This window comes from Streptomyces sp. NPDC047061 (assembly GCF_040643955.1).
GTDB lineage: Bacteria > Actinomycetota > Actinomycetes > Streptomycetales > Streptomycetaceae > Streptomyces.
Window position 1 is genome coordinate 1 of sequence record NZ_JBEYVI010000007.1, and the last position, 22,397, is coordinate 22,397.

Here is a 22,397-nt window from a genome sequence, read left to right on the forward strand (position 1 = left end):
TGATCAGGACCGAGTAGATCAGTGACGCCCACACCGGGTGCTGCATCGGCCAGGCGCCCGACAGGGACTGGCCGGGGTTGCCGAAGAGCACCCGGACCGCTGTTGACTGCGCGTCACATTACTGAACCGTAACCTGACGACTGCTACCGCCGGTAAGGCAATCCTCGTTACCGTCGGGTAAACCGCACCCGCCCCGTCGGCCGCTCCGGGGACGTCCTCCGCACCTCCCACGTCCAGCACGTCCAGGAGGTTCCCCATGCGCGTCCGCGTTCGACTGCTGGCCACCGCCCTCACCGCCGCGGCCTGTCTCTGCCTCCAGACCCTGCAGGCCACGGCCTCGCAGGCGGAGGTCTCCAGGGGCGTCACCATCCCCGCCTTCTACGACCCGCCGGCCACCCTGCCCACGGCCGACGGCGCCCTCGTCCGCACCGAACCTCTCCCGCTGGCCCTGAGCCTGCCGAGCCTGCCCGGTCCGCTGCCGGGCAGCGCGACCCGGCTGATGTACAAGTCCACCGACTCGGCGGGCGACCCCGTCGCCGTCACCGGCGCCTACATCGAGCCCACCCTGCCCTGGCTGGGCCCCGGCGCCCGTCCGCTGGTCGCGCTGGCCCCCGGCACCATGGGGCAGGGCGACCAGTGCGCCGCGTCCATGGGCCTGGAGCACCCGCTGGTCCTCAACGGCCAGACGGTGTCGGTGGGTTACGAGGACCTGTCGATCTACCGGCTGCTCGCCGAGGGCGTCGCGGTCGTCGTCACCGACTACGTCGGGCTCGGCGCCACGGACCGGCTGCACACCTACGTCAACCGGCTCGACGGCGCCCACGCCGTCCTGGACGCTGTACGCGCCGCCCGCAACCTCCCCGGTGCCTCGGTCACCGCCGCCTCGCGGGTGGGCCTGTTCGGCTACAGCCAGGGCGGTGGCGCGACCGCCGCGGCCGCCGAGCTCCAGCCCGCCTACGCCCCGGACATCACCCTCTCCGGCAGCTATGCCGGGGCGCCGCCCGCCGACCTCACCGCCGTCACCGCGGCCATCGACGGCAGCGACCTGGCCGGCGCCCTCGGCTGGGCGGTCAACGGCTTCGTCCAGTCCGACCCGGCCCTCAAGCCGATCGTCGATGCCCACCTGGGCGCGGCGGGCCGGGCCGCCCTCGCCGACCTGTCGACGATGTGCGTCGGCGACGCGCTCCTCGCCTACGGCTCGGTCCACAGCTCCGCCTGGACGGACGACGGCAGCTCCATCGCCGAGGTCGTCGCCGAGGAGCCCGCCCTCCAGGCCTTCCTCAAGGAACAGCGCATCGGTACGACGGCACCGGCGAGCCCGGTCCGGCTGGCCACCGGGGTCAGCGACGACCTCGTCCCGCACGCACAGGCGCGGCGCCTCGCCGTCGACTGGTGCGGCGAGGGAGCGAACGTCACCTACGTGCCGGTCCTCCTGCCGGACGCGGGCCGTGCCCTGCTGAACCACCTCGAACCCCTGCTCACCGACCAGGGTGACGCCATCGCCTGGCTCACGGCCCGGCTGTCCGGCGTACCGGCCGTCTCCAACTGCTGGAGCATGCCCGTACAGCCGTGAACGGAAAGCCCTGACGTGCGGTGCCCGCCGTCGTCGCAGTCGGCGCCCACCGCACGTCAGGGTACTGGTGTGACCTTGCTGGTCGTCCACCACACCGTTCCTGTGGACTGAGCAGGGGTGAGCCCGCTCAGCCGCACGCCCCAAACGGTCTTGGGCGCACTGGTCCCCGGCGTACTCGACCCCGGGGCAGCGACACGGATCCTGTCCGTGGTCCGATCCCGGGAGGCCGGTTCCCTCCGTGACCTGGGTGTATGACTGCGGCCAGAGGCGACGGGGAGGCCCCGAACCATCACTCCGGTGGAGCGGGGGCCCCGTACGCCGACGCCGTACCCGACGTCCCGGATCACGCCATCACCGTAGCCCGAATGGCCCAGGCAACCGCAAGGCTGGGAGCCAGTCATCACGCGATCGAGTTAAACCGTCCTCGTTTCCCTTCGGCGACCAATTGCGACTCCCTGCCCGGGCGGCACCAGCAGCAGCCCCGCCAGCGCCTACGCGCACGGGGTACTGGCCACCGGACCGGCACAGCACGGCCGTACCGGCGGACACGTCACCCGGACGGACGAAGGTGCGGGCACCGGATCCAGGGCACACGATGGGACCAGGCCATGTCGTCGATCCCAGGGAGCGCCGGATGGCAGCGCATCGCCGTGCCTCCGGGCCGCCCGCGGAGGAGCTGCTGCGGGACTGCGCCCGTGACGTGGTGGCCGTCGCCGAGGGCATCCGCGAGGTCTCCGCGCGGACCAGCTCCGTCCTGTTCTCCCCGGCGCTGACGGGTTCCGCGCGCCGCCGCCCGCGTACCGGCCTGGCCGCCCGCTGGGCGCTGCTGCGGACGCTCACCAACAAGCAGGGCCTCGGCGGCTCGGCGATCGTCGCCCCGGACGGCGTCGGCCATCTGCTCGGCGCGGCGGGGGAGGCGCTGGGCCGGGAGAGCCTGGCCGCGCAGGTGGCGGTGAGCTCGCTGCGGCTCAGGATCGCCGCCGTACTCCTCGACCACCCCGAGTTCGGCCACGACCCGGGCATGCGCCGGCTGACGGACGCCGTCAGCGCCGACCACGTCCCGGAGGCCGTCCGCGCGCTGCGGGCCCTCTTCAAGGACCAGGGCGCCCAGCGCTCGCTGTCCGCGCTCGCCCCGATCCTGGCCGAACTCCTCGCCATCCGGGGCCTGCTGGACGAGGATCCGCTGAGCGACGAGACCGCCTGGGCCCTGGCCGCGGGCCGGGAGCTGACGGCCGGCCCGGCCGGCGGCCTCGACGCCTCCCACCTCTCCCTACCGGCCAGGGGCGAGGGCGCCGCCCAGGCCGTCGAACCGACCGCCCAGGAGGCGCGGTACCTCGCCACCGAGGGCTCCTTCCTCGGCTTCCTGCGCAACATCGACGTGCTCGCCGGCGACGGCCGCGTCCTCGTCCAGGAGGTACGCGGCCCCGACGGCGTGCACCGGTACGTCGTCCAGGCACCCGGCGCTTCCCCCGGCCGGCCCCGCGACGACTCCCCGCAGGACTTCGCCGGCGCCTGGCGCAACCTGTTCCTGACCGACTCGCCGTACACCCGCTCGATCCTGCTGGCGATCCGGGACCACGGCATCCCGCGCGGCGCCGACCTCGCGCTGGTCGGGCACGGCGAGGGCGCGATCGCGCTGCTGAACCTCGCGCAGGACGACGAGTTCTGCCGCGCCTACCGGGTCACCCACGTGGTCGCCGTCGGCGCGCGGGTGGACGACCGCCGGCCCGCCGACCCGCGCACCTGGGTCGCCGGCATCACCAACCGGCACGACATCGTCCCGGCCCTGGACGGCCCCGGCGCCCCGCACCCCAACCGCTACCGGGTCGACTACACCGGGCCCACCCGCGAGTTCCCGCACTGCCACCTGCTCCGCGTCTACATCGACCACCTGGAGACGGTGATCCCGCAGGCCCGGGCCGACGTCGACCAGGCCCTCACCCCCTACCGGGGCCCGGTGGAACGCACCCGCGTCTACCGGCTAAGGGACCGCGCCCGCCCACCGGAGGGCTATCCCTTCCTGGCGGTCCCCACCACCAGCGTCGCCACCTCGGCGGGCCCGGTCGACGTCCCGGTGCGCTACTACGACTCCTCGGCCGCGCACCTGTGCTTCCCGGTCGACACGGACGTGGCCCGCAGCCTGCTGCCCGACGTCGCCTGGCTGGTCCCCGCCCGGCTCGGCCGCCGCGCCCTCGCCGTGCTCTCCCTCTACGAACACCGCTGCACCACCATCGGCCCCTACACCGAGCTCGGCCTGTCGGTGCTGGTCGACGACCTCTGGCGGCCGCGCGCCTACGACCTCGCCGCGGACCTGCTGCGCCGTGCCGACCTGCGCCGCACCGGACGGTACGTGGTCGCGCTCGCCGTAGGCACGGAGGAGGCGCGGGCGGTGGCCGAGGAGATCTGGGCCCAGCCGGCCGTGCGCGGCACCGCCGACGTCGATCTGCAGGGACGGGAACTGCGCGTGTACGCGCCCGAGTTGGGTGTCTCGGTGGAGGGCCGCCCGGGCCCCCACGCCCGCTGTCCCGAGGCGGACTGGGTGCTCTACGGGCGCCGGGGCGGGAGCACCGTACGCACCCTGGTCCGCGCGCACGGCAGGTCGCGCGTCCACGCCCGCCCCCGGCTGCGGCTGCGCCTCGACGGCGCCCACGGGCCGCTCGCCCGGTACCTGCAGATCCTCGAACTAGACGCCGTACGACCCGGGTTCGTGCTGTCCAGCCCCCGGTTCACGGCCCGCAGAAGCGCCGGCGCGGTGCTGCCGCGCTAGGCATCCCTCCGACGACAGGTGAGCCCCATGGCGACCCAGTCCCGTCCCGTCACCGCCGCCCCGGAACTCCTCGCGTACGTGGACGACCTGAGAGCCGACGCGGACCGGATGGACGGCTACGCCCAACGGCTGCGGGGCGCCGCCGAGACGCTGGGCAACCGTGCCGAGGCGCCGGAGTGGTCCCGCGCCGCCCTCGAGCGGCAGGCGACGGCCTGTGTGACCGCGGCGGTACAACTGCGGTCGGCCGCGACCGCGTTGCTGGCGCATGCGGCGGAGTGAGCCGTGCGGCCCCCGAACACGCGGTGTGGTGAACGCACGGCGCGGCGGACATGCGGCCCGTCGGACATGCGTCGCGGCCGGGACGGTCGCGTCCCGGCCGCGGTGTGGCCGTGCCTGCTCAGCGTGTGGCGGTGCCGGCCGGAGCGGTGTGGGGTTGTTCCGGGCCGGGCTTGGGGCGGGTGCGGGTCCAGGACGGGTCGGCGGCGGGGTCAGGAGTGGGGGGACGGTCCATGGGTCGGAGGGCCTCCTGAGACGTGGGGGGTGGTGAGCGGTGCGTCCGGTGCCGTCGACAGCTCGGCCCAGACGACGCGGGCGGAGGGCCGTCCCTCCGGCGCGGCCGTGACACCCCAGTCGACGCTGAGGGCGTCGACGAGGAACAGGCCGCGGCCGTTCTGCTCGTCGGGTCTGGCCCGCCGGGGCGCCGGGAGCACGATGCTCCCGTTGTTCTGGTCCTCGACCTCGATCCGGATCCGGTCGGCGTCGGCGTGCACCCGGCAGATGATCCGCCGGCCGGCCGAGTGCACGATCGCGTTGGTGACCAGTTCCGAGGTCACCAGGACCGCGTTGTCGCGGGCCTCCTCGCACACGCCCCACGAACCGAGCAGTTCGCCCACGCTCCGGCGGGCGTTGCCCACCGCGCGCGGCGTCGGCGCCAGGTCGAAGGCCCGGCTGAGCACGGCGGGACGGTCCCCGGAGGCGAACCGGTCGAGGCCTTGCGGCCCAGGGAGTCGACCGAGGCGTTCGCCTCCGGGTGGTCTGGGGATGCCCGTCGCGTCCGACGGGCGGTGCGGGCCCTCGGCCGCGGCCGCCAGGGCGGGCCGCGGCAGACCGGGTATGTGGTCCTCGGGCAGTCGGTCGAGTGGCTGGGGGAGAGAGGGCGGGGCCATCGCCGTGCGCCTTTCGTCCGGCTTCGCAGCGTGGGGGCTGAGCGTTCGCGTCCGCCCCGGGCCGCTCGGGGGCAGACGACGACCCGTGCCTGGGCGGCGCCGGGCCGCAGCTCAGTCTCCCCCAACTGGACTGCTTCGCCTGCTCCTTGGTCGGCCGGAGCAGTACCTCCACTCTGGCATCTGCCAACATCGCCTCGCAACCGGCAAGTTGAAAATTGCAAGAAGCGAAGTGCATGCTGCTCCCCGACAGGAAGTGATCGAACGAGTCCGTGAACGATCACAACCACATGAGACGGTGACCCTGAAACCTGGTGTGAGGGGGTAGGGCGTGACCTCGGAGACCGACTGGGGCGGAGCCCCTTCCGTCCTGCGCATGATCCTCGGCAGACAGCTGGAGGAGATGCGGACCCGGGCCGGACTGACCTATGAGCAGGCGGCCGCCGCGATCGGGGTGAGCCACTCCACGATCCGCCGGATGGAGGCCGCCAAGGTGGCCCGGCTCCGGCTGGCCGACGCCGAGAAGCTGCTGCAGGTCTACGGTGTGACGGACCGCCAGGAGGTCGACACCTTCCTGCAGTCGGTGCGCGAGGCCAACAAGCGCGGCTGGTGGCACACCTACCGCGATGTGATGCCGGACTGGTTCGCCGCGTATCTCAGCCTGGAACAGGCGGCGTTGCAGATCCGTGCCTACGAGAACCAGTTCGTGCACGGCCTGTTGCAGACCCGCCAGTACGCCGCAGCCCTGCTCGGCGCCGGCAACCCGCACGCGCCGGGCGAGGCGACCGAGCGCATGGTGGCGCTGCGCATGCGCCGCCAGGAACTGATCACCCGGGAGGCACCCCCGCGGCTGTGGGTCGTGATGGACGAGACGGTGCTGCGCTGGCCGGTCGGCGGGTCCGAGGTCATGCGCGCCCAGGTCGACCACCTGATCGAGATCAACCGGCTCCCCAACGTCACCTTGCAGATCATGCCGTTCGCCAACGGCCCGCACCCCGCCATGCGCGCGGGTGCGTACCACCTCTTCCGGTTCCGGGCCCCCGAACTGCCCGACATCGTCTATCTCAACGGCCTGGTGGGCGCCGTCTACCTGGACAAGAGCGACGACGTCGTGGTCTATCGCGAGGCCCTGGACCGGTTGGGCGCGCAGGCAGCGCCCGCCAGAAAGACCGAGGCCTTCCTCGGTGCGATTCGCAAGGAGCTCTGACGTGCACCACCCCATACACAACGGCATTCCGTCCCGGCAACTCGGCGCGCGCGGCTGGTCCAAGCCGTGGAGCGACGACGCCGGCGGCGCCTGCGTGGAAGTGAAGAAGCTCGCCGACGGCCGGGTCGCGGTACGCCAGTCGACCGACCCCGACGGTCCGGCGCTGGTCTTCACGCCCCGTGAGATGACGAGTTTCCTGTCCGGAGTGAAGGCGGGTGACGCCGACTTCCTGATGTGATCGGATTTCCCGGAACTTCCTTGCTATAGCTGATCGTTCAACCAACCCCTCACATCTGACGCACCACCCGCAGCCCCCCGAACACCCCCGCATCCCTCACCTGAATGGGAGACACGGCGTTGCCCGACAACGGATGGCCGGCCGACCGCATCGACACCGAGAACGCGCACTCCGCGCGGATCTACGACTACATCCTGGGTGGCAAGGACTACTACCCCGCCGACCAGGAGGCGGGTGACGCGATGTCCCGGGAGTGGCCCGCGCTCCCGATCCACATGCGCGCCAACCGCGACTGGATGAACCGCGCCGTGCGCTGGCTCGCCGAGGAGGCGGGGATGCGCCAGTTCCTGGACGTCGGGACCGGCATCCCCACCTCCCCGAACCTCCACGAGATAGCCCAGGCGGTGTCCCCCGACTCCCGGGTCGTCTACGTGGACAACGACCCCATCGTCCTCACCCTGTCCCAGGGCCTGCTCTCCAGCACGCCGGAGGGCCGGACGGCGTACATCGAGGCGGACTTCCGCGACCTGACGGACCTCTACGAGGCCCCCGAGCTGCGCGAGACCCTCGACCTGGACAAGCCGGTCGCGCTCACGGTGATCGCCATCGTCCACTTCATGCTCGACGCGGACGACGCGGTGGGCGTCGTACGGCGGCTGCTCGAACCGCTGCCGTCGGGCAGCTACCTGGCGATGTCCATCGGCACCGCCGAGTTCGCGCCCGACGAGGTGGGCCGGGTCGCCCGCGAGTACGCGGCCCGCAACATGCCGATGCGGCTGCGCACCATCGACGAGGCCCACGCGTTCTTCGACGGCCTGGAGCTGGTGGAGCCGGGCATCGTCCAGGTGCACAAGTGGCACCCGGACGGCACCGGCGAACAGGGCATCCGCGACGAGGACATCGCGATGTACGGAGCGGTCGCCCGCAAGCCGTGACATGACTCCGTGCCGGGGCCCGACTCACCTTCCCGGCCCCGGCACGGTCGTTCCACCTGGCCGGCTCAGGCGTTCGGGTCGAACGAGATCCCGGACGGCATGGAGTACCCCAGGTTGGCGTTGAACGAGCCGTCCTTGATCTTGATGGTGGCGTCGCCGAAGTCCGCGTTCATCAACTTGTCGCGGTAGCCCGCCGGGTAGCCGTCCCAGCCCACCAGCCGCGGGAAGAACCAGCCGCCGGTCACGTTCTCCGGCGGGTCGTCGTTGGAGTTGGCGAACCGGAAGTCGTGGGTGGACAGGCCGTCCTTGTGGTACACGATCTTCGGGTGGGTGCCGTCGAACCGGATCGCCGAGGCGGCCGCCACCTGGTAGCTGCTGTGCTGCGACACCGAGACGTACTGCACCTGGTTGTTCTGGATCCACACGATGACGTGTTCCCAGTCGTGCCGGTGACCGATGGCCAGCGGCCCGTACGTCGCCTGGTCCTTCTCGAAGTAGCTGGCGTACATCACCGCGCACCAGCCGTTGTTGCACTTCTCGCGCGAGTAGGTGTTGGCGTTGGCGAGCTGCGCGTAGTCGTGGCAGTGGCCGTTGACGTCACCGCCGAGCGAGAGACCGGGGTTGATGGTGCCGTCGGCGCCGATCGCGGCGGTGGCGTAGCAGCCGTCGCCGTCGTAGTCGTAGGCCGGGGAGAACGTCTGCTCCAGGCCGTCGGCGTTCTGCGGCAGCAGGGTCAGGACGTCGGCGTGCGCGGTGGCGGGCACGGCGACGACCAGCGCGAGCGCGCCGAGGGCAGCGGCGAGGGCCTTGCGCAGCGGCCGTCTGCGGGTGGGGGACTGCAGGTCGGGCATGTGGGCTCCCTGTCGGTGAAAGGCGATGCGGAGTCTGGCAGTCGGCTCCGGCCGGTGACCACCCTTACGACTTAACTTTGACCCAAAGACAATTGAACAGAAGGCCCAACTGCTTTGGTGTCAGAGGCTGTTGACCTGCTGTGAGTCCCCCGGTTGCGGTTGCCGTGCGCTCCGTCGGTGGTCAGGCTGCTCGTCGGTTCGTCCGCCCCCCACCGCCCGAAAGGGAACCCCAGTGAGCGACACAGACATGCCCTCCGCCCGGCTGAACCGGCGCGGCTTCCTAGGCGCCGCCGCCGCGGCCGGACTCCTCGGCACGCTGGCCACACCGGCCGAGGCGAAGACCACGGCCGCCACGGTGATATCGACGGAGTCCGGCCAGGTCACCGGAGTCCAGGGCAGCCTGCGGGGCGTCACCGTCTACAAGGGCATCCCGTACGCCGACACCACCGCCGGCGCCAACCGCTGGCGCCCGCCGCAGCCGGCCCCCTCCTGGGACGGGGTCCGGGCCGCCGACTCCTGGGGCCCCGCCTGCCCGCAGCCGGTCACGGGCATCCCGGCCGACCAGGTGCCCGAGCTGGGCGAGGACTGCCTGAACCTCAACATCTGGACGTCGGCCACCGGTTCGGGGAACAGCCGCCCCGTCCTCGTCTGGCTGTACGGCGGCGAGCAGGCCCTGTGGTCGGGCCAGGAGATCTACAACGGCTCCCTGCTGGCGTCCAAGGGCGTGGTCGTGGTGACCCTCGACCACCGGGTCGGCCCGCTCGGCGGTCTCGCCCACCCCGAGCTGACCGCGGAGTCCGCGTACGACGGCTCCGGCAACTGGGGGATCCTGGACGTCGTCGCCGCGCTGGAGTGGGTCCAGCGCAACATCGGCGCGTTCGGCGGCGACACGGACCGGGTCACCCTGGCGGGCTGGGCACAGGGCGCGTCCATCGTGAACATCCTGCTCGCGTCCCGGCGCGCCAAGGGCCTCTACCACCGCGCGCTGCTCTCCTCGGGCGTGCGGTACACGAAGGACCCGGGGCTCGCCCGGGGCACCGGCCGCTACCGGAGCCTCGCCGACGCCGAGGCCGACGGCACCGACTTCGCCGCCCGGTCGGGCGCCGCCGATCTCGCGGGCCTGCGCGCGCTGGACGCCGACGACATCGTCACCCTGGCCGCCGCCGACACCACCGCCGACTTCGGCCACGTCCTCGACGGATACGTCCTGCCCGACAGCTACACCGCCGTACTGAAGGCCTGCGCCGAGACCGACGTGCCCGTCCTCACCGGTGTCTGCAAGGACGCGAACGGCGCCTCGCCCGACCTGAAGCTGACGCTCGACGCGTTCAAGGCCTACGCCCGGTCCGAGTTCGGCCCGCTGGGTCTCGCGGACACCTTCCTCGGCCTGTACCCGGCGGACAGCGACACGGCGGCCGCCCAGCAGTACAGCGCCTACGCCCGGGACGAGGAGCGCGTCTCCGCCTTCCTGTGGGCGACCCAGTTCAAGGACACGGCCGCCAACTCCAGCGCCGTGCACACCTACTTCTGGACCCGCGTCCCGCCCGGGTACGACGACACGAACCCGGTCGTCGGCACCGGCGCGACCGGCGCCTTCGAGGGCTCCGACGTCTACTACCTGCTCGGCTACCTCTACAACACCGACCGCCCCTGGACCTCCAAGGACTACGACATCGCCGACACCACCGCCTCCTACGTCGCCCGCTTCGCGGCAGGCGGCGACCCGAACGGCTCCTCCCTGGCCAACTGGCCCGCCGTCGCCACCGACACCCCGCAGACCATGGAACTCGGCGCGAACTTCGGCACGCTCGCGGTGGCCGACAGCGACGCCAGACTCGCCTTCCTGAAGACGTACCTGCAGTCGCAGACCACGGAGTTCTGAGGCCGCGTTCCGAGGCCCGCGGCCCGCTACGCCCGGGCGGAGTCGTGGGCCGAGCCGTGGCCGAGGATGCCGTGGTGGTGACGGTGGTGCACGGTCGGGGTGCGCTGCAGGGCGATCAGGGCCGCGTCGTCGCCGAGGTGGCCGCCGGCGTGCGCCAGCAGGTCGCGCCGGATGTGGTGCATCAGCGCCTCCGGAGCGGCGTCGGTCCACTGCGCGACCCGCTCGGCGAGCGGGTAGAAGCGGCCCTGCGCGTCCCGGGCCTCGACGACACCGTCGGTGTAGAGCAGCAGGGTGTCGCCGGGCTCGAAGGAGAACACGTCCAGGGTGTGCTCGGCGCCGCCCGCCTCGGGTACGCCGAGCGGCGGCGACGGGTGCAGGCTCGGCACGGTGACCGCGTGCCCCGGGCTCAGCAGCAGGGGCGGCGGATGGCCGGAGCTGGTCATCCGGGTGACCGGGTCCTCGTCGGGGATCTCGACCAGCAGCGCGGTGGCGAACCGCTCGCCCGCCTCCTCCGGGGGCTCCAGGTCCGCCGCGTACCGCTGCACACTCTGCTCCAGGGCGGCGGCAAGGTCCGGCAGCGTGACGTGCCGGTGGGCGGACTCCCGGAAGGCGCCGAGCAGCAGGGCCGCCTCGCCGATCGCGGACAGCCCCTTGCCCCGCACGTCGCCGATCATGACCCGGACCTCGCCGTCGCAGCGGGTGGCCGCGTACAGGTCACCGCCGATCTGCGCCTCGTCCTCGGCGGCCAGGTAGAGCGAGGCGATCCGCAGCGGGCCGATGTGCTCGGGCAGCGGCCACATCAGGACGTGCTGCGCCGCCTCCGCGACCGTGCGCACCTGGGCCAGCTGGGCACGGCGCCGCTCGCGGACCGCGCTGTAGATCACCACCATCACCGAGAGGAGCGTCAGGGTGACGATCTGCACGATGTGGTTGGCGGTGGTCAGACCGCCGTGGAACACGGCGATCACCACCTGGGCGGCCACCGCCAGCGCCCCGACCAGCGCGGTCGACCGGGGACCGGCGAACGACGGGGTGAGCGCCGGGGCGATGACCAGGGCGGGGCCCAGATGGATGTCCTTCGGCGTGCGGAGGTCCGCCACCGTGATCACCAGGATGAGGATGATCGGGAGCAGCAGCAGCGCGTGCGACGACTGCCACGAGCGCCGCAGCCCCGTCGCACAGCTCTGCAGCTTGCCCATGCCACCAGCGTGCGCCACGGCCGGGGGACCGGCCACCGCGCGCCGGAGGGCGCCCTAGAGGTCCACGGAGCGCATCCCGGCCTCGTCGTAGCGCTCGCCCGCCGCCCGGGGCACCTCGGCCTCGATACGGGCCAGGTCCTCCTTGGTCAGCTCGACGTCGACGGCGCCCGCGTTCTGCTCCAGGTAGCCGACGCGCTTGGTACCCGGGATCGGGACGATGCCGTCGCCCTGCGCCAGCACCCAGGCGAGGGCCAGCTGCGCCGGGGTGACGTCCTTCTCGGCGGCGATCTCCTTCACCTTGGCGGCCAGCCGCAGGTTCGCGTCGAGGTTGTCGCCGGTGAAGCGGGGACCGGTGCGGCGCCAGTCGTTGGCGTCGAGGTCGTCGGGGGAGGAGAACCGGCCGGCGAGGAAGCCACGGCCCAGCGGCGAGTACGGGACGAACCCGATGCCCAGCTCCCGGCAGGTCGGCAGCACCCCGTCCTCGGGGTCGCGCGACCACAGCGAGTACTCGGTCTGCACGGCCGTGACCGGGTGGACCGCGTGGGCCCGCCGGATCGTCTCGGGACCGGCCTCGCTCAGCCCGATGTGCCGCACCTTCCCCTCGGCGACCAGCTCGCCCAGCGCGCCGACGGTCTCCTCGATCGGCACGTTCGGGTCGACGCGGTGCTGGTAGTAGAGGTCGATGTAGTCGGTGCCCAGGCGCTGCAGCGAGCCGTGCACCGAGCTGCGGACGTGCTCGGCCGAGCCGTCCTGCGGGCCGATGCTGCTCATGTCGCCGGGCACGGCGTGGTCCATCCGGTAGTTGAACTTGGTGGCGATCACGTACTCGTCCCGGTGCCCCCGGACCGCCTCGCCGACGAGCGACTCGTTGGTGAGCGGTCCGTAGAGCTGCGCGGTGTCGAGGAAGGTGACGCCGAGTTCCAGCGCGCGGTGGATGGTCCGCACGCCCTCGTCCTCGTCGGCGGTGCCGTAGAAGGCGGACATGCCCATGCACCCGAGGCCGATGCTGCTCACCTGAAGATCCCGCAGATTGCGCTGTCGCATGTGACTCCCAGCCTTTCCCGCTGACGCGTTCTCCTCATGGACGCTACGACTTGAAGAGCACTCGAAGTCAAACGGGCGGCGCCGATCCGGTACACCTGGACCCGGAGCCGTACCAGAACCCGTCGCCGAGCCCGCCCGCGGAGGCCGCATGCTGCTGCGCCAGCTCGAATACCTCGTCGCGCTCGCCCGGGAACGGCACTTCGGCCGGGCGGCCGCCGCCTGCCATGTCTCGCAGCCCTCCCTGTCCGCCGCGATACGGCGGCTCGAACACGAACTGGCGGTGCCGATCGTGCGCCGGGGCCGCCGCTACGAGGGCCTGACCCCCGAGGGCGAGGTCGTCCTCGCGTGGGCGCACCGCATCCTGGCCGAGGGCGACGCGCTCCGCCAGGAGCTGTCGGCGCTCCGGGACGGCCTCACCGGCACCCTGCGCCTCGGTGTCGTCCCCACCGCCGTCCCCGTCGCCTCGCTCCTCACCGGCCCCTTCTGCGACCGGCATCCGCACGCCCGGGTGGCCATGGAGTCCCTGTCGTCCGCCGACATCCGGCGCGGCCTCGCCGAGTTCGAGCTGGACGCGGCCATGACCTACCTGGACGACGACGAACTGCGCCACGTCCGCCGCTTCCCCCTCTACGAGGAGCGGTACGTCCTGCTCACCCCGGTCGGCGGCCCCCTCGGCGACGCGGTCACGGCCACCTGGTCCGAGGCCGCCGCCCTCCCGCTGTGCCTGCTCGGGCGGCGGATGCGCAACCGGCGGATCATCGACGACTGCTTCGCCGCCGACGGCGCCGCCCCCGTCCCGGCGATCGAGTCCGACAGCGTGGCCGGGCTGTACGCCCACCTCCCCGGCGGCCGCTGGTCCAGTGTGATCTCGCACGCCTGGCTGCACATGTTCGGCGTACCGGAGGGCATGCGCGTCGTCCCGCTGGATGGCCCCGCCCACGGCCCCCGGGTCGGACTCGTCGTCGCCCGCAGCGAACCCCAGTCCGTGCTCGCCCGCGCCCTGGTGAAGGTCGCCCGGGAGGCGGGGCTGAGAGACGCCCTCGACAGCCGCCTGCACGCGGTCCTGGACGGCCGCGCCCCATGATAGAAGCGGGCTATCAAGGCATAGCAACGTTCGCTTTGACCTGCGCAGTTGTCCCCGAGGATCGTGAAGGGCGCCCATCCGCAACGGAGTTGAGGAGCCGCCACCATGGCCAAGGTGCTCTGCGTCCTGTACGACGACCCGACCGACGGATACCCGAAGAGCTACGCCCGCGACGACATCCCCGTCATCGACCACTACCCGGGCGGCCAGACCACCCCGACCCCCGAGGCCGTCGACTTCACCCCTGGCCACCTGCTGGGCAGCGTCTCGGGCGAACTCGGCCTGCGCTCCTTCCTGGAGAAGGCCGGCCACACCCTCGTCGTCACCTCCGACAAGGACGGCGCGGGCTCGGTCTTCGACCGTGAGCTGGCCGACGCGGACGTCGTGATCTCGCAGCCGTTCTGGCCGGCGTACCTGACCCCCGAGCGCATCGCCGCCGCACCGAACCTCAAGCTGGCGGTCACCGCCGGCATCGGCTCCGACCACGTCGACCTGGACGCCGCGATCGCGCACGGGGTGACGGTCGCCGAGGTGACGTACTGCAACAGCATCAGCGTCGCCGAGCACGTGGTGATGATGATCCTGGGGCTGGTCCGCAACTACCTGCCCTCGCACCAGGTGGTGCTCGACGGCGGCTGGAACATCGCCGACTGCGTGAGCCGGTCCTACGACCTGGAGGGCATGCACGTCGGGACCGTCGCGGCCGGCCGGATCGGGCTCGCGGTGCTGCGCCGCCTCGCGCCCTTCGACGTCAAGCTGCACTACACCGACCGGACCCGGCTGCCCGAGTCCGTCGAGCGCGAACTGAACCTGACCTTCCACGAGAGCGCGGCCGCCATGGCCCCGCACTGCGACGTCGTCACCATCAACGCGCCCCTGCACCCGGAGACCGAGGGCCTGTTCGGCGACGAGCTGCTGGGCAGCATGAAGCGCGGCGCCTACCTCATCAACACCGCCCGGGCCCTGATCGTCGACCGGGACGCCGTCGACCGGGCGCTGCGCGGCGGGCAGCTGGCCGGCTACGCGGGCGACGTCTGGTACCCGCAGCCCGCGCCCGCCGACCACCCCTGGCGCACCATGCCGCACCAGGGGATGACCCCGCACATCTCCGGCTCCAGCCTCTCCGCGCAGGCCCGCTACGCGGCCGGCACCCGGGAGATCCTGGAGTCCTGGCTGGCCGGCCGGCCGATCCGCGACGAGTACCTGATCGTCGACGGCGGCCGACTGGCCGGCACGGGAGCCAAGTCGTACTCCGTGCACTCCCGCTGAGCGGGTCCTGCGGTTCGGCAGCGCCCCGTAAGGGGCGCGGGGAACTGCGCGACCAGCCACGACGGCGCCGCAGTCGGCTGACGGCCTATCGCGGCACTTCGGGCGAAGCGCTCAGGGATTCAGCCGCACCGGCAGCTCGAACAGGTCGTTCTGGGTGACCACCGGCTTGTTGCGCAGCTCGGACGCCGGTACCGCCAGGTCCAGGCCGGGGAAGCGGTCGTACAGCGCGGGCAGCGCGACGCCCGCTTCCAGGCGGGAGAGCGCCGCACCCGGGCAGACGTGCGGGCCGTGCCCGAAGGAGATGTGCCGGTTCTGCGTCTCCCGGGTGACGTCGAACTCCCCGGCGCTCGGCCCGTGCGCGTTCTCGTCGCGGCCGATCGCGGCGTACGACACGATCAGCGCGTCGCCCGCCGGGAGCACCTTGTCGCCGACCGGCACGTCCTCGGTGGCGAACCGGATCAGGACGTGCGAGGTCGGGGTGGACCAGCGCAGGGTCTCCTCGACCACCGCCGACCAGTCCACCTCCCCGGCAAGCACCTTGGCCCGCTGGCCGGGGTGGGTGGAGAGGTTGACCACCGCGTTGACGATCAGGGAGATCGTCGTCTCGTGCCCGGCCGCCACCATCAGCTGGAGGGTGGAGACGATCTCCGCGTCGGTGAGGTGGTCGCCGTCCTCGGAGGCCAGGATCAGCGCGCTGGTGAGGTCGTCGCCGGGCTCGGCCCGCTTGGCGGCGACCGTCGCCGCCATGATCCCCGCCAGCTCGGTGAGGGTCGCTATGACCTCCGCGGGCGGGGTCTGCGTCGAGAAGAACTTCTCGAACAGTACCTTCAGCCGGGGCAGTTCGGCCTCGTCGATGCCCATCAGGTCGGCGACCACGAACATCGGCAGCGGGTAGGCGAAGGCCGCCTTGAGGTCGACCGTCTCCTCGTCCGCCGGGAGCCCGTCGAGCAGGTCCTGGGTGAGCTTCTCGATCCGCTCCCGCATCTGCTCCACCCGGCGCGGGGTGAGCGCCTGTGCGACCAGCGTGCGCATCCTGCGATGGTCGGCGCCGTCCACGGTCAGCATCGAACGGCCGGGGTTGGCGAGGCCGATCAGCGGCCAGTCCGGCGCGATCTCCCCGCGCTGCCAGGCACCCCACACGTTGATGTCCTTGACCAGGCGCGGGTCGTTGAGCAGCGCCTTGGCCTCGGCATGGTGCGTGACGGCCCAGACGGGAACCCCGCCGGGCAGTTCCACGGCCGCGAGCGGGCCGGCGGCGCGCAGCCGCGCGCTCTCGCCTTCGAGGTCGGTGACGAAGGGGTCGAGGGCGATCCGGGCTTGTTCGGTACCGGTCGTCATCGTGGCATGCCTCCCAGGGCAGGGTCGGATAACTGCGCCATTCGGTGTGCTGCGCCTGTCTGTCGGTGCGAGGTATGGATCAGAGGGTGGGTACGGGCGTGAACCGGACGGGCAGTTCGGTCAGCCCCCGCAGCCAGGGCGAGGGCCGACGGGTGAGGGACTCGGCCGGAACCGCCAGGTCGATGTCCGGGAGCCGGTCGAGGACGACCTCGATGCCGGTCCTGGCGACCACCTCGGCGACCTCCTGGGCCGGGAACGGGCAGCGGTGCTCGCCGTGCCCGAAGGAGAAGTGCGCGTTGTTGCCGCCGGTCAGCGCGGAGGCGTCGGTGCGGACCTGCGGATCGGAGTTGGCGCCCTGCAGGCCGAGGATCAGCAGGTCGCCGGCGCGGATCCGGCGGCCGCCCAGCTGGGTGTCGCGGGAGGCCCAGCGGCCGGCGATGTTCTGGCTGGGGGTGTCCTCCCACAGCACCTCGTTCATCGCCTCGGCGACACTGTTGCGGCCGCCGAACAGGGAGGCGGCGAACCGGTCGTCGGTGAGCATCAGGCGCAGCGAGTTGCCGATCCAGTCGGCGGTCGGCTGGTGCCCGGCCGCCATCATGACCATCAGGTCCTGCATGATCTCTTCGTCGGTGAACCCGCTCTTGTCCTGGAGCATCCGCGACACCACGTCGTCGGCCGGGTCCGCCTTCCGGTCGGCCAGCAACTGCGCCATGGACGTGGCCAGATGCATCTGCCCGGCGAGCGCCCGCTCACGCCCGTCGATCATGTCGTTGAGCGCGGTGACCAGGCCGGGGCCCTCTTCGTCGGGGAAGCCGTACAGCCGGGCGAGGACCCGCACCGGCAGCAGCATCGCGTACTGGCCGATCAGGTCGGCCTCGCCGCTGGTGCACAGCCCGTCGATCAGCTCGTCCGCGAACCGCTCGGCGTGGCCGCGCAGTTCGAACGGGTCGACGGCCTCCAGCGCGTCGCTGATCATCCCGGCCCGCTCGCGGTGCCGTTCGCCGACGGTGTAGAGGATCGACGGCTGCTTGCGGCCGATCATCGGCAGCAGCGGCCAGTCGTCGGGGATCATGTCCCACTGGTTCCACAGGTCCGAGTCCCGGCTGAACAGCACCGGGTCCCCGGTCACCTGGTGCAGCTCGCGGTAGCCGACGACCAGCCAGGCGGGCACGTCACCGTCGAGCACGACGGGGGTGACGGCGCCGTGGTCGCGCCGCATCTCGCGGTACAGACGCGCCGGTTCGGTCTGGAACCGGGGGCCGCCGAGCGGCACGGCTTCGGGGGTCACACGAACTCCTGTCGGGGCAGGTCCGCCGGTGCGGACGGGCCGGCGTACCGGTTCTTGACGTGCTGGACGAGCGTGATCAGCACCTGCTTGCCGGACTCCCGGGAGCGGGCGTCGCAGTCGACCAGCGGGACGTGCGGATCCAGGTCGAGGGCGTGCCGGACGTCCTCGGGGCTGTGCACGGGCCCGCCGAAGTGGTTGCAGGCCACGATGAACGGCGTGCCGTGCTTCTCCAGCCGGTCGATGGCGTACCAGGAGTCGCCGATCCGCCGGGTGTCGACGAGGACGACCGCGCCGAGGGTGCCGGAGAACAGCCGGTCCCACAGGAACCAGAACCGCTCCTGGCCCGGCGCCCCGAACAGGTACAGCACGTTGCGGGCGTCCAGGGTGATCCGGCCGAAGTCGAAGGCGACGGTGGTCGCGGACTTGCCGCGCACCTCCCGGATGTCGTCGACCTCCTCACCGGCCTGGGTCATCGTCTCCTCGGTGTTGAGGGGACGTATCTCGCTGACCGAGCGGACCAGGGTGGTCTTGCCGACGCCGAAGCCGCCCACGACCACGATCTTGAAGCCGTTGTCGGCGGAGGCACCCAACGGGGTGCGCACGTCAGAGATTGCGGAGTCCAACGAGCACCTGCTCCAGGATGTCGGGGTCGGTGATGGCCGGCCGGTAGGGATGGCGGGCGCTGACCCGGCCGGCCGCCTGCAGGTCGCCCAGCAGGACCTTGGTGATGCTCACCGGCAGCTTCAGCTCCGCGGCGATCTCCACCACGGAGGTCGGGAACTCGGCCAGGCGCAGGATCGCCGCGTGCTCCGACTGCATGCCGGCAGCCGGCGCCGACTCCGCGACGACCAGGGTGACCAGGTCGAAGGGGCTGTCGGGACCGGTGCTGCTGCGGCCGCCGGTGATGGTGTACAGACGGTCGGGCGCGTCGTCCCTGCCGGGGCGGCTCATGACGTGCGGGGCTGCGCGGTCAGGTGTTCGCCGAGCTGCTCGACCAGTTCGCTCATGTTGTGCCCGACCAGCCCGGGTTCGGCGTCCTCGCTGGTCACCACGGCCAGGTGGGCACCCTCGCCGGCCTCCACGATGAACAGCACGCCCCCGTAGAACTCGGTCATCGCCGACCGCACGCCGCCGCTGCCGTCGCCGAACTCCACGGACGCCCCGTGCGACAGCGACTGGATGCCGGCGGCGATCGCCGCGAGCTGGTCGGCCTGGTCGACGGAGAGCTCCGGGGTACGGCAGAGCTTCAGCCCGTCGCGGGAGAGCACCAGGGCGTGCCGCGCGCCGGGGGTGCGCTCCAGGAGGCCCTCGATGAGCCAGGTGAGCTTGTCGTCGGCGGTGGTCCTGCCGGTCATGAAGTGGTGTCGCCTTCCGGGTACGCGTGCGGGTGGGAGGTGTGCTCGGGCTCGGACTCCGGCTGGAGAGCGGGGACCGGGTCGTGTACGGGGGTGGGCGCGTACGGCGCTGCTTCGACGGCCGGGCCCGAGGCGTCGGCGGAGGTCTCGGTGAAGGGGTCCGCGAGGCTCTCCGCGAGGGGTTCCGCGCTGTCGGGCGCGGCCGGGCGGACGGCCTGCCGGAAGCTGTTGAAGCGGGCGGCACGGACCTGGGCGTCCGCGGCGCCGGGCGCGGGGCGCGGCTCCGCGGGCTGCGGCGCCGACCGGCGCTCGGCCTCGGCGAGGGTCCGGCCGCGGCGCCGCCTGGGCAGCCCGGTGGGCCCTTCCTCGTCCTCGTCCGGCTCGGCGGACTCGTGCACGGGCACGGGGTCGAGCGGGGCCGGTACCGGTGCGGTCGGCTCCGTCTCCTTCGCCGCCGCGGGTTCGTCGGCGACCGGGCGGGTCAGCAGGTCCTGCGGGACCAGCATCAGCACCCCGGTGCCACCGCGCGCCGACGGCCGGAACGACACCTTCAGACCGTGCTTGCGGGCCAGCCGGCCCACCACCGCGAGCCCGAGCCGGGTGCCGGAGAGACCGCCCAGCTCGGTGCTGTCACCGGTGACCGCCCGCTCGGCGCGGCGCAGTTGCACATCGCCCATCACCAGCCCGCTGTCCTCCACGGACACGATGACCCCGGCCGGCACCTCCTCCACGTACACATGGACCTCGGCCGTGGGGGGCGAGAAGTTGGCCGCGTTGTCGAGGAGTTCGGCCAGCGCGTGCATGACACCCTCGGCGGCGTGTCCGGCGACGGCCGTCTCGCTCACCGAGTGCACCCGCACCCGGCGGTAGCCGCTGATGCGTCCCATCGCACCGCGCAGGATGGACTCCATGCTGATCGGACGCGCCCAGCGGCGGCCGGAACGCGCTCCGGTGAGCACGGCGATGGAGTCGGCGAGCCGGCCCGCCTGGGCCGTGCGGTGGTCGAGGTGCAGCAGGTCGGCGAGCACGTCCTCGTCGGTGTGCCGGTCCTCCATGGCCCGCAGGTCGGCGAGGGTGGCGGTGGCGAGGGCCTGCATCCGCCCGGCCGCGTTGCTCGCGGCGGCGATCGCGGCGGCCCGTTCCCGGGAGGCCCGCTCCAGTTCGTCGGTGAGCCGGGCGTGCTCCTGCTGGTACCAGTCCAGTTCCTGGCCGCTGTCCTGGTGGATCCGCGCCCGCTCCTGCTCGAAGGAGTCGGCGAACTCGCTGCGCTGGTGGGCCAGTTCGTCGATCAGCCGCTGCTGCTCCTGGCGGGCCTCCTCGGTGGTCCGGGCCTGCTGCTGGAGCAACCGGCCGATGTCCTGACTCACCGCCTCCAGCCGGCGCCGGGCGCCGCGGGCGGCCCGTGCCGCGTGCGCGGCCCAGGCCACCGCCGCGCACAGCAGCAGTGCGGCGGCACTCGCGCCGAGGGCGAGAGGGGTGCGTACCGAGGCCGGCGCGGCGGTCACCGCGGCGAAGACCGCGAGGCCCGACACCACGCCGGTCAGCGCGAAGGCCGGAAGGAGCGTTCGGAGGGAAGGGCGGTCGCCGGGATGCATGGGCGCGGTCATCGGTCCGGTCAGGTCCTCGGAGCAGGTAGGGATGTGTGTCCGGTAAAGGAGTTGTGACGCTCGGTGCTGAAACTGCGCGTCACTATACGAGAGTTCGTGATCGAAACAGAACGGTTCCGGTCTCATTGCAGAAAACCGGCTACGGAGAAGGCGACTTGCTGTGTCCCGGCTGTGAACGATCTTGTTCAACGTGGCGTCCGAAGATGTCCGCCACCACCGTCGCGGTCGCTCTGACCAGGGGAGAGCCGGCCTCGGCGGCGGCGTCGGCGGGAGTGGAGAGGGCGGCGACCGCGACATCGTCGGCGGTGTCATGGCCGCCCGTTCCGGTCCTGGCGCCGACCGTGGCGGTGACCCGTCCCGGTTCCGCCGAGTCGAGCTCCGGCGCACCGGTCCCGCCCGGTTGCTCCAGCAACAGGTTCACCGCGGTGTTGCCGCGGTGCGGGACCGTCGCCGCGCACGACTCCGCGACCTCGTTCCGGATGACTGATCCTCTGCCGGGACGGCGGTGAGGGGGACGCGAACGCGGCCGAGCGGGTTCAGCCGTGGACGGGTGATAAATCCGACGTTGCTGTCCGACCGACCGTAGCTCCCGCATCGTCGCAAATGATCCAAACGTCTATACGATGGCGCGTGGAACGGCCTGGGCGCGGAGAACCTCTTGGGGGGCGCAGGCCGATGACGGGGGCGGTGTCGATGGGGGCGATGCCTTTCATGGAAGGCGACTGGAGCCAGGTGGCCGCGCGGGCGGTCCGCTTCGTGCGGCGCGCACTGCGCGACGAATGGCACGCGATCGTGGTGGAGCCGGTACGGCAGCTGGTGCGGCGCGGACTCTCCGGGCTGGTGCTGGCGTTCGTGGCCGCGTTCGGCGTCATCTTCTTCCACGCCGTCGCCCAGCACCCCTTCGGCAGAAGGACGGTGTGGCACCTCGGCGGCGTCACCGCCGACCTGCCCCTGTGGCTCTCCCTGCTCCGCACCCCGGTGTCGCTCTACGTCCCGGCGCTCGACCTGCCGGTCTGGGCCGGCATCACCCAGCTGTTCCTCGCCTTCGCGCTCGCCGAGCTCACCCTCGGCCGCGGCCGCACCCTCGCCGTCGCGTACCTCACCACCCTCGCCGGCACGATGACCGCCCGGGTGATGGTCGCGCTCGGCCCCGGCTGGTGGGGTTTCGGGCTGCCCCCGGAGGCCGGCCGGATCCTCGACACGGGGCCGTCCGCCGCCGTGGTGGGCCTCTTCACCTACCTGGCGGTGGTCCGGCGCGCCCCCGTCGTCTTCCTCCTCACCGGCGGCTCGATGGTGTGGGAGTCCGTCGCCGTACCGAACCTCGCCGGCCGCGAGCACCTGATCGCCGTGGCCTCCGCGATCGTCCTCGGCCTGCTGCACGGCCGCCGACTCCCGCTCCCCGCCCGCCTCGTGGAACACCTCGGCACCACACCGTCGCCGCCCCGGTCGGACCCGCCGCTGCCCCGCCCGGGCCCCCCGCGCCACCCCGTGCCGTCCTTCCGGTTGCCCTGAGGACTCCCCGACCCACCAGGCCACCCCGAAACCCCATATGTCACGCGGCCGACCCGCCCAAGTGCTCAACGACGTCAATGTGATG

The 22,397-nt window shown here is 72.3% G+C and carries 21 protein-coding genes and 1 pseudogene; 10 read left to right on the plus strand and 12 right to left on the minus strand.

Annotated elements, in window-relative coordinates; genetic code table 11:
* A pseudogene (locus ABZ887_RS13430) lies at positions 1–100 on the minus strand (ABC transporter permease); the annotation flags it as partial.
* 156 nt (positions 101–256) lie between these two features.
* Here ABZ887_RS13430 and ABZ887_RS13435 point away from each other — a divergent pair.
* The 3 genes from ABZ887_RS13435 to ABZ887_RS13445 all read left to right on the plus strand — a co-directional run bounded on the left by ABZ887_RS13435 (position 257) and on the right by ABZ887_RS13445 (position 4,619).
* The gene (locus ABZ887_RS13435; protein WP_361287392.1) at positions 257–1,573 is read left to right on the plus strand and encodes a lipase family protein; all 1,317 of its coding nucleotides are present in this window, start codon (positions 257–259) and stop codon (positions 1,571–1,573) included.
* A 634-nt stretch (positions 1,574–2,207) separates the two neighbouring features.
* The gene (locus ABZ887_RS13440) at positions 2,208–4,340 is read left to right on the plus strand and encodes a hypothetical protein (protein ID WP_361287395.1); all 2,133 of its coding nucleotides are present in this window, start codon (positions 2,208–2,210) and stop codon (positions 4,338–4,340) included.
* Between the two features lie 27 nt (positions 4,341–4,367).
* Positions 4,368–4,619: a hypothetical protein gene (locus tag ABZ887_RS13445; RefSeq protein ID WP_361287398.1), complete on the plus strand. Its 252-nt coding sequence runs from the start codon at positions 4,368–4,370 to the stop codon at positions 4,617–4,619.
* 209 nt (positions 4,620–4,828) lie between these two features.
* Here the strand turns inward: ABZ887_RS13445 and ABZ887_RS13450 are convergent, their stop codons facing one another.
* The gene (locus tag ABZ887_RS13450; RefSeq protein WP_361287401.1) at positions 4,829–5,506 is read right to left on the minus strand and encodes an ATP-binding protein; all 678 of its coding nucleotides are present in this window, start codon (positions 5,504–5,506) and stop codon (positions 4,829–4,831) included.
* 328 nt (positions 5,507–5,834) lie between these two features.
* Between ABZ887_RS13450 and ABZ887_RS13455 the strand changes: the two genes are divergently transcribed.
* From ABZ887_RS13455 to ABZ887_RS13465, 3 genes are all read left to right on the plus strand, one after another.
* Positions 5,835–6,710 (plus strand): helix-turn-helix transcriptional regulator, encoded by an 876-nt coding sequence (locus tag ABZ887_RS13455; RefSeq protein ID WP_361287404.1) that lies wholly within the window; start codon positions 5,835–5,837, stop codon positions 6,708–6,710.
* Between the two features lies 1 nt (position 6,711).
* Positions 6,712–6,948: a DUF397 domain-containing protein gene (locus tag ABZ887_RS13460; RefSeq protein ID WP_174856016.1), complete on the plus strand. Its 237-nt coding sequence runs from the start codon at positions 6,712–6,714 to the stop codon at positions 6,946–6,948.
* Between the two features lie 119 nt (positions 6,949–7,067).
* Positions 7,068–7,883, plus strand: coding sequence for an SAM-dependent methyltransferase (locus ABZ887_RS13465; protein WP_361287407.1), 816 nt, complete (start codon positions 7,068–7,070; stop codon positions 7,881–7,883).
* A gap of 65 nt (positions 7,884–7,948) precedes the next feature.
* On the opposite strand, the gene ABZ887_RS13470 is transcribed toward ABZ887_RS13465, so the two are convergent.
* Positions 7,949–8,734, minus strand: coding sequence for an NPP1 family protein (locus ABZ887_RS13470; protein WP_361287410.1), 786 nt, complete (start codon positions 8,732–8,734; stop codon positions 7,949–7,951).
* A 232-nt stretch (positions 8,735–8,966) separates the two neighbouring features.
* On the opposite strand from ABZ887_RS13470, the gene ABZ887_RS13475 reads away from it, so the two are divergent.
* A complete protein-coding gene (locus tag ABZ887_RS13475; protein WP_361287413.1) occupies positions 8,967–10,616 on the plus strand; it encodes a carboxylesterase family protein in 1,650 nt (549 codons plus the stop codon).
* Between the two features lie 26 nt (positions 10,617–10,642).
* Here ABZ887_RS13475 and ABZ887_RS13480 read toward each other — a convergent pair whose 3' ends face one another.
* The gene (locus ABZ887_RS13480; RefSeq protein ID WP_361287416.1) at positions 10,643–11,815 is read right to left on the minus strand and encodes a PP2C family protein-serine/threonine phosphatase; all 1,173 of its coding nucleotides are present in this window, start codon (positions 11,813–11,815) and stop codon (positions 10,643–10,645) included.
* A 54-nt stretch (positions 11,816–11,869) separates the two neighbouring features.
* Complete coding sequence (locus ABZ887_RS13485; protein ID WP_361287419.1) at positions 11,870–12,859, minus strand: aldo/keto reductase; 990 nt, start codon at positions 12,857–12,859, stop codon at positions 11,870–11,872.
* Between the two features lie 148 nt (positions 12,860–13,007).
* Here ABZ887_RS13485 and ABZ887_RS13490 point away from each other — a divergent pair, with 148 nt between their 5' ends.
* Positions 13,008–13,943, plus strand: coding sequence for a LysR substrate-binding domain-containing protein (locus ABZ887_RS13490; RefSeq protein WP_361287422.1), 936 nt, complete (start codon positions 13,008–13,010; stop codon positions 13,941–13,943).
* Between the two features lie 105 nt (positions 13,944–14,048).
* A complete protein-coding gene (locus ABZ887_RS13495) occupies positions 14,049–15,212 on the plus strand; it encodes an NAD-dependent formate dehydrogenase (protein WP_361287426.1) in 1,164 nt (387 codons plus the stop codon).
* Between the two features lie 111 nt (positions 15,213–15,323).
* Here the strand turns inward: ABZ887_RS13495 and ABZ887_RS13500 are convergent, their stop codons facing one another.
* The 7 genes from ABZ887_RS13500 to ABZ887_RS13530 all read right to left on the minus strand — a co-directional run bounded on the left by ABZ887_RS13500 (position 15,324) and on the right by ABZ887_RS13530 (position 21,212).
* The gene (locus ABZ887_RS13500) at positions 15,324–16,550 is read right to left on the minus strand and encodes a cytochrome P450 (protein ID WP_361287429.1); all 1,227 of its coding nucleotides are present in this window, start codon (positions 16,548–16,550) and stop codon (positions 15,324–15,326) included.
* Between the two features lie 79 nt (positions 16,551–16,629).
* A complete protein-coding gene (locus ABZ887_RS13505) occupies positions 16,630–17,838 on the minus strand; it encodes a cytochrome P450 (RefSeq protein WP_361287432.1) in 1,209 nt (402 codons plus the stop codon).
* A complete protein-coding gene (locus tag ABZ887_RS13510) occupies positions 17,835–18,428 on the minus strand; it encodes an ATP/GTP-binding protein (RefSeq protein ID WP_361288016.1) in 594 nt (197 codons plus the stop codon). The genes ABZ887_RS13505 and ABZ887_RS13510 overlap by 4 nt, the downstream gene beginning before the upstream one ends.
* Before the next feature lie 13 nt (positions 18,429–18,441).
* Positions 18,442–18,789 (minus strand): DUF742 domain-containing protein, encoded by a 348-nt coding sequence (locus tag ABZ887_RS13515; protein WP_361287435.1) that lies wholly within the window; start codon positions 18,787–18,789, stop codon positions 18,442–18,444.
* The gene (locus tag ABZ887_RS13520) at positions 18,786–19,193 is read right to left on the minus strand and encodes a roadblock/LC7 domain-containing protein (protein ID WP_089103557.1); all 408 of its coding nucleotides are present in this window, start codon (positions 19,191–19,193) and stop codon (positions 18,786–18,788) included. The genes ABZ887_RS13515 and ABZ887_RS13520 overlap by 4 nt, the downstream gene beginning before the upstream one ends.
* Positions 19,190–20,800, minus strand: coding sequence for an ATP-binding protein (locus tag ABZ887_RS13525; protein WP_361287439.1), 1,611 nt, complete (start codon positions 20,798–20,800; stop codon positions 19,190–19,192). The genes ABZ887_RS13520 and ABZ887_RS13525 overlap by 4 nt, the downstream gene beginning before the upstream one ends.
* Before the next feature lie 139 nt (positions 20,801–20,939).
* Positions 20,940–21,212: a hypothetical protein gene (locus ABZ887_RS13530; protein ID WP_361287442.1), complete on the minus strand. Its 273-nt coding sequence runs from the start codon at positions 21,210–21,212 to the stop codon at positions 20,940–20,942.
* Positions 21,213–21,502: 290 nt separating this feature from the next.
* Between ABZ887_RS13530 and ABZ887_RS13535 the strand changes: the two genes are divergently transcribed.
* Positions 21,503–22,312 carry a hypothetical protein gene (locus tag ABZ887_RS13535; RefSeq protein ID WP_361287445.1) on the plus strand — a complete coding sequence of 270 codons (810 nt, stop codon included), beginning with the start codon at positions 21,503–21,505 and terminating at the stop codon, positions 22,310–22,312.
* Positions 22,313–22,397 lie beyond the last annotated feature (85 nt).

What these genes read in the sequence shown, in the direction of transcription:
- ABZ887_RS13435 (WP_361287392.1), top strand. Translation starts at nt 257, where the DNA reads ATGCGCGTCCGCGTTCGACTGCTGGCCACCGCCCTCACCGCCGCGGCC.
- ABZ887_RS13440 (WP_361287395.1), top strand. Translation starts at nt 2,208, where the DNA reads ATGGCAGCGCATCGCCGTGCCTCCGGGCCGCCCGCGGAGGAGCTGCTG.
- ABZ887_RS13445 (WP_361287398.1), top strand. Translation starts at nt 4,368, where the DNA reads ATGGCGACCCAGTCCCGTCCCGTCACCGCCGCCCCGGAACTCCTCGCG.
- ABZ887_RS13450 (WP_361287401.1), bottom strand. Translation starts at nt 5,506, where the DNA reads ATGGCCCCGCCCTCTCTCCCCCAGCCACTCGACCGACTGCCCGAGGAC.
- ABZ887_RS13470 (WP_361287410.1), bottom strand. Translation starts at nt 8,734, where the DNA reads ATGCCCGACCTGCAGTCCCCCACCCGCAGACGGCCGCTGCGCAAGGCC.
- ABZ887_RS13480 (WP_361287416.1), bottom strand. Translation starts at nt 11,815, where the DNA reads ATGGGCAAGCTGCAGAGCTGTGCGACGGGGCTGCGGCGCTCGTGGCAG.
- ABZ887_RS13485 (WP_361287419.1), bottom strand. Translation starts at nt 12,859, where the DNA reads ATGCGACAGCGCAATCTGCGGGATCTTCAGGTGAGCAGCATCGGCCTC.
- ABZ887_RS13490 (WP_361287422.1), top strand. Translation starts at nt 13,008, where the DNA reads ATGCTGCTGCGCCAGCTCGAATACCTCGTCGCGCTCGCCCGGGAACGG.
- ABZ887_RS13495 (WP_361287426.1), top strand. Translation starts at nt 14,049, where the DNA reads ATGGCCAAGGTGCTCTGCGTCCTGTACGACGACCCGACCGACGGATAC.
- ABZ887_RS13500 (WP_361287429.1), bottom strand. Translation starts at nt 16,550, where the DNA reads ATGACGACCGGTACCGAACAAGCCCGGATCGCCCTCGACCCCTTCGTC.
- ABZ887_RS13515 (WP_361287435.1), bottom strand. Translation starts at nt 18,789, where the DNA reads ATGAGCCGCCCCGGCAGGGACGACGCGCCCGACCGTCTGTACACCATC.
- ABZ887_RS13520 (WP_089103557.1), bottom strand. Translation starts at nt 19,193, where the DNA reads ATGACCGGCAGGACCACCGCCGACGACAAGCTCACCTGGCTCATCGAG.
- ABZ887_RS13525 (WP_361287439.1), bottom strand. Translation starts at nt 20,800, where the DNA reads ATGACCGCGCCCATGCATCCCGGCGACCGCCCTTCCCTCCGAACGCTC.
- ABZ887_RS13535 (WP_361287445.1), top strand. Translation starts at nt 21,503, where the DNA reads ATGCCTTTCATGGAAGGCGACTGGAGCCAGGTGGCCGCGCGGGCGGTC.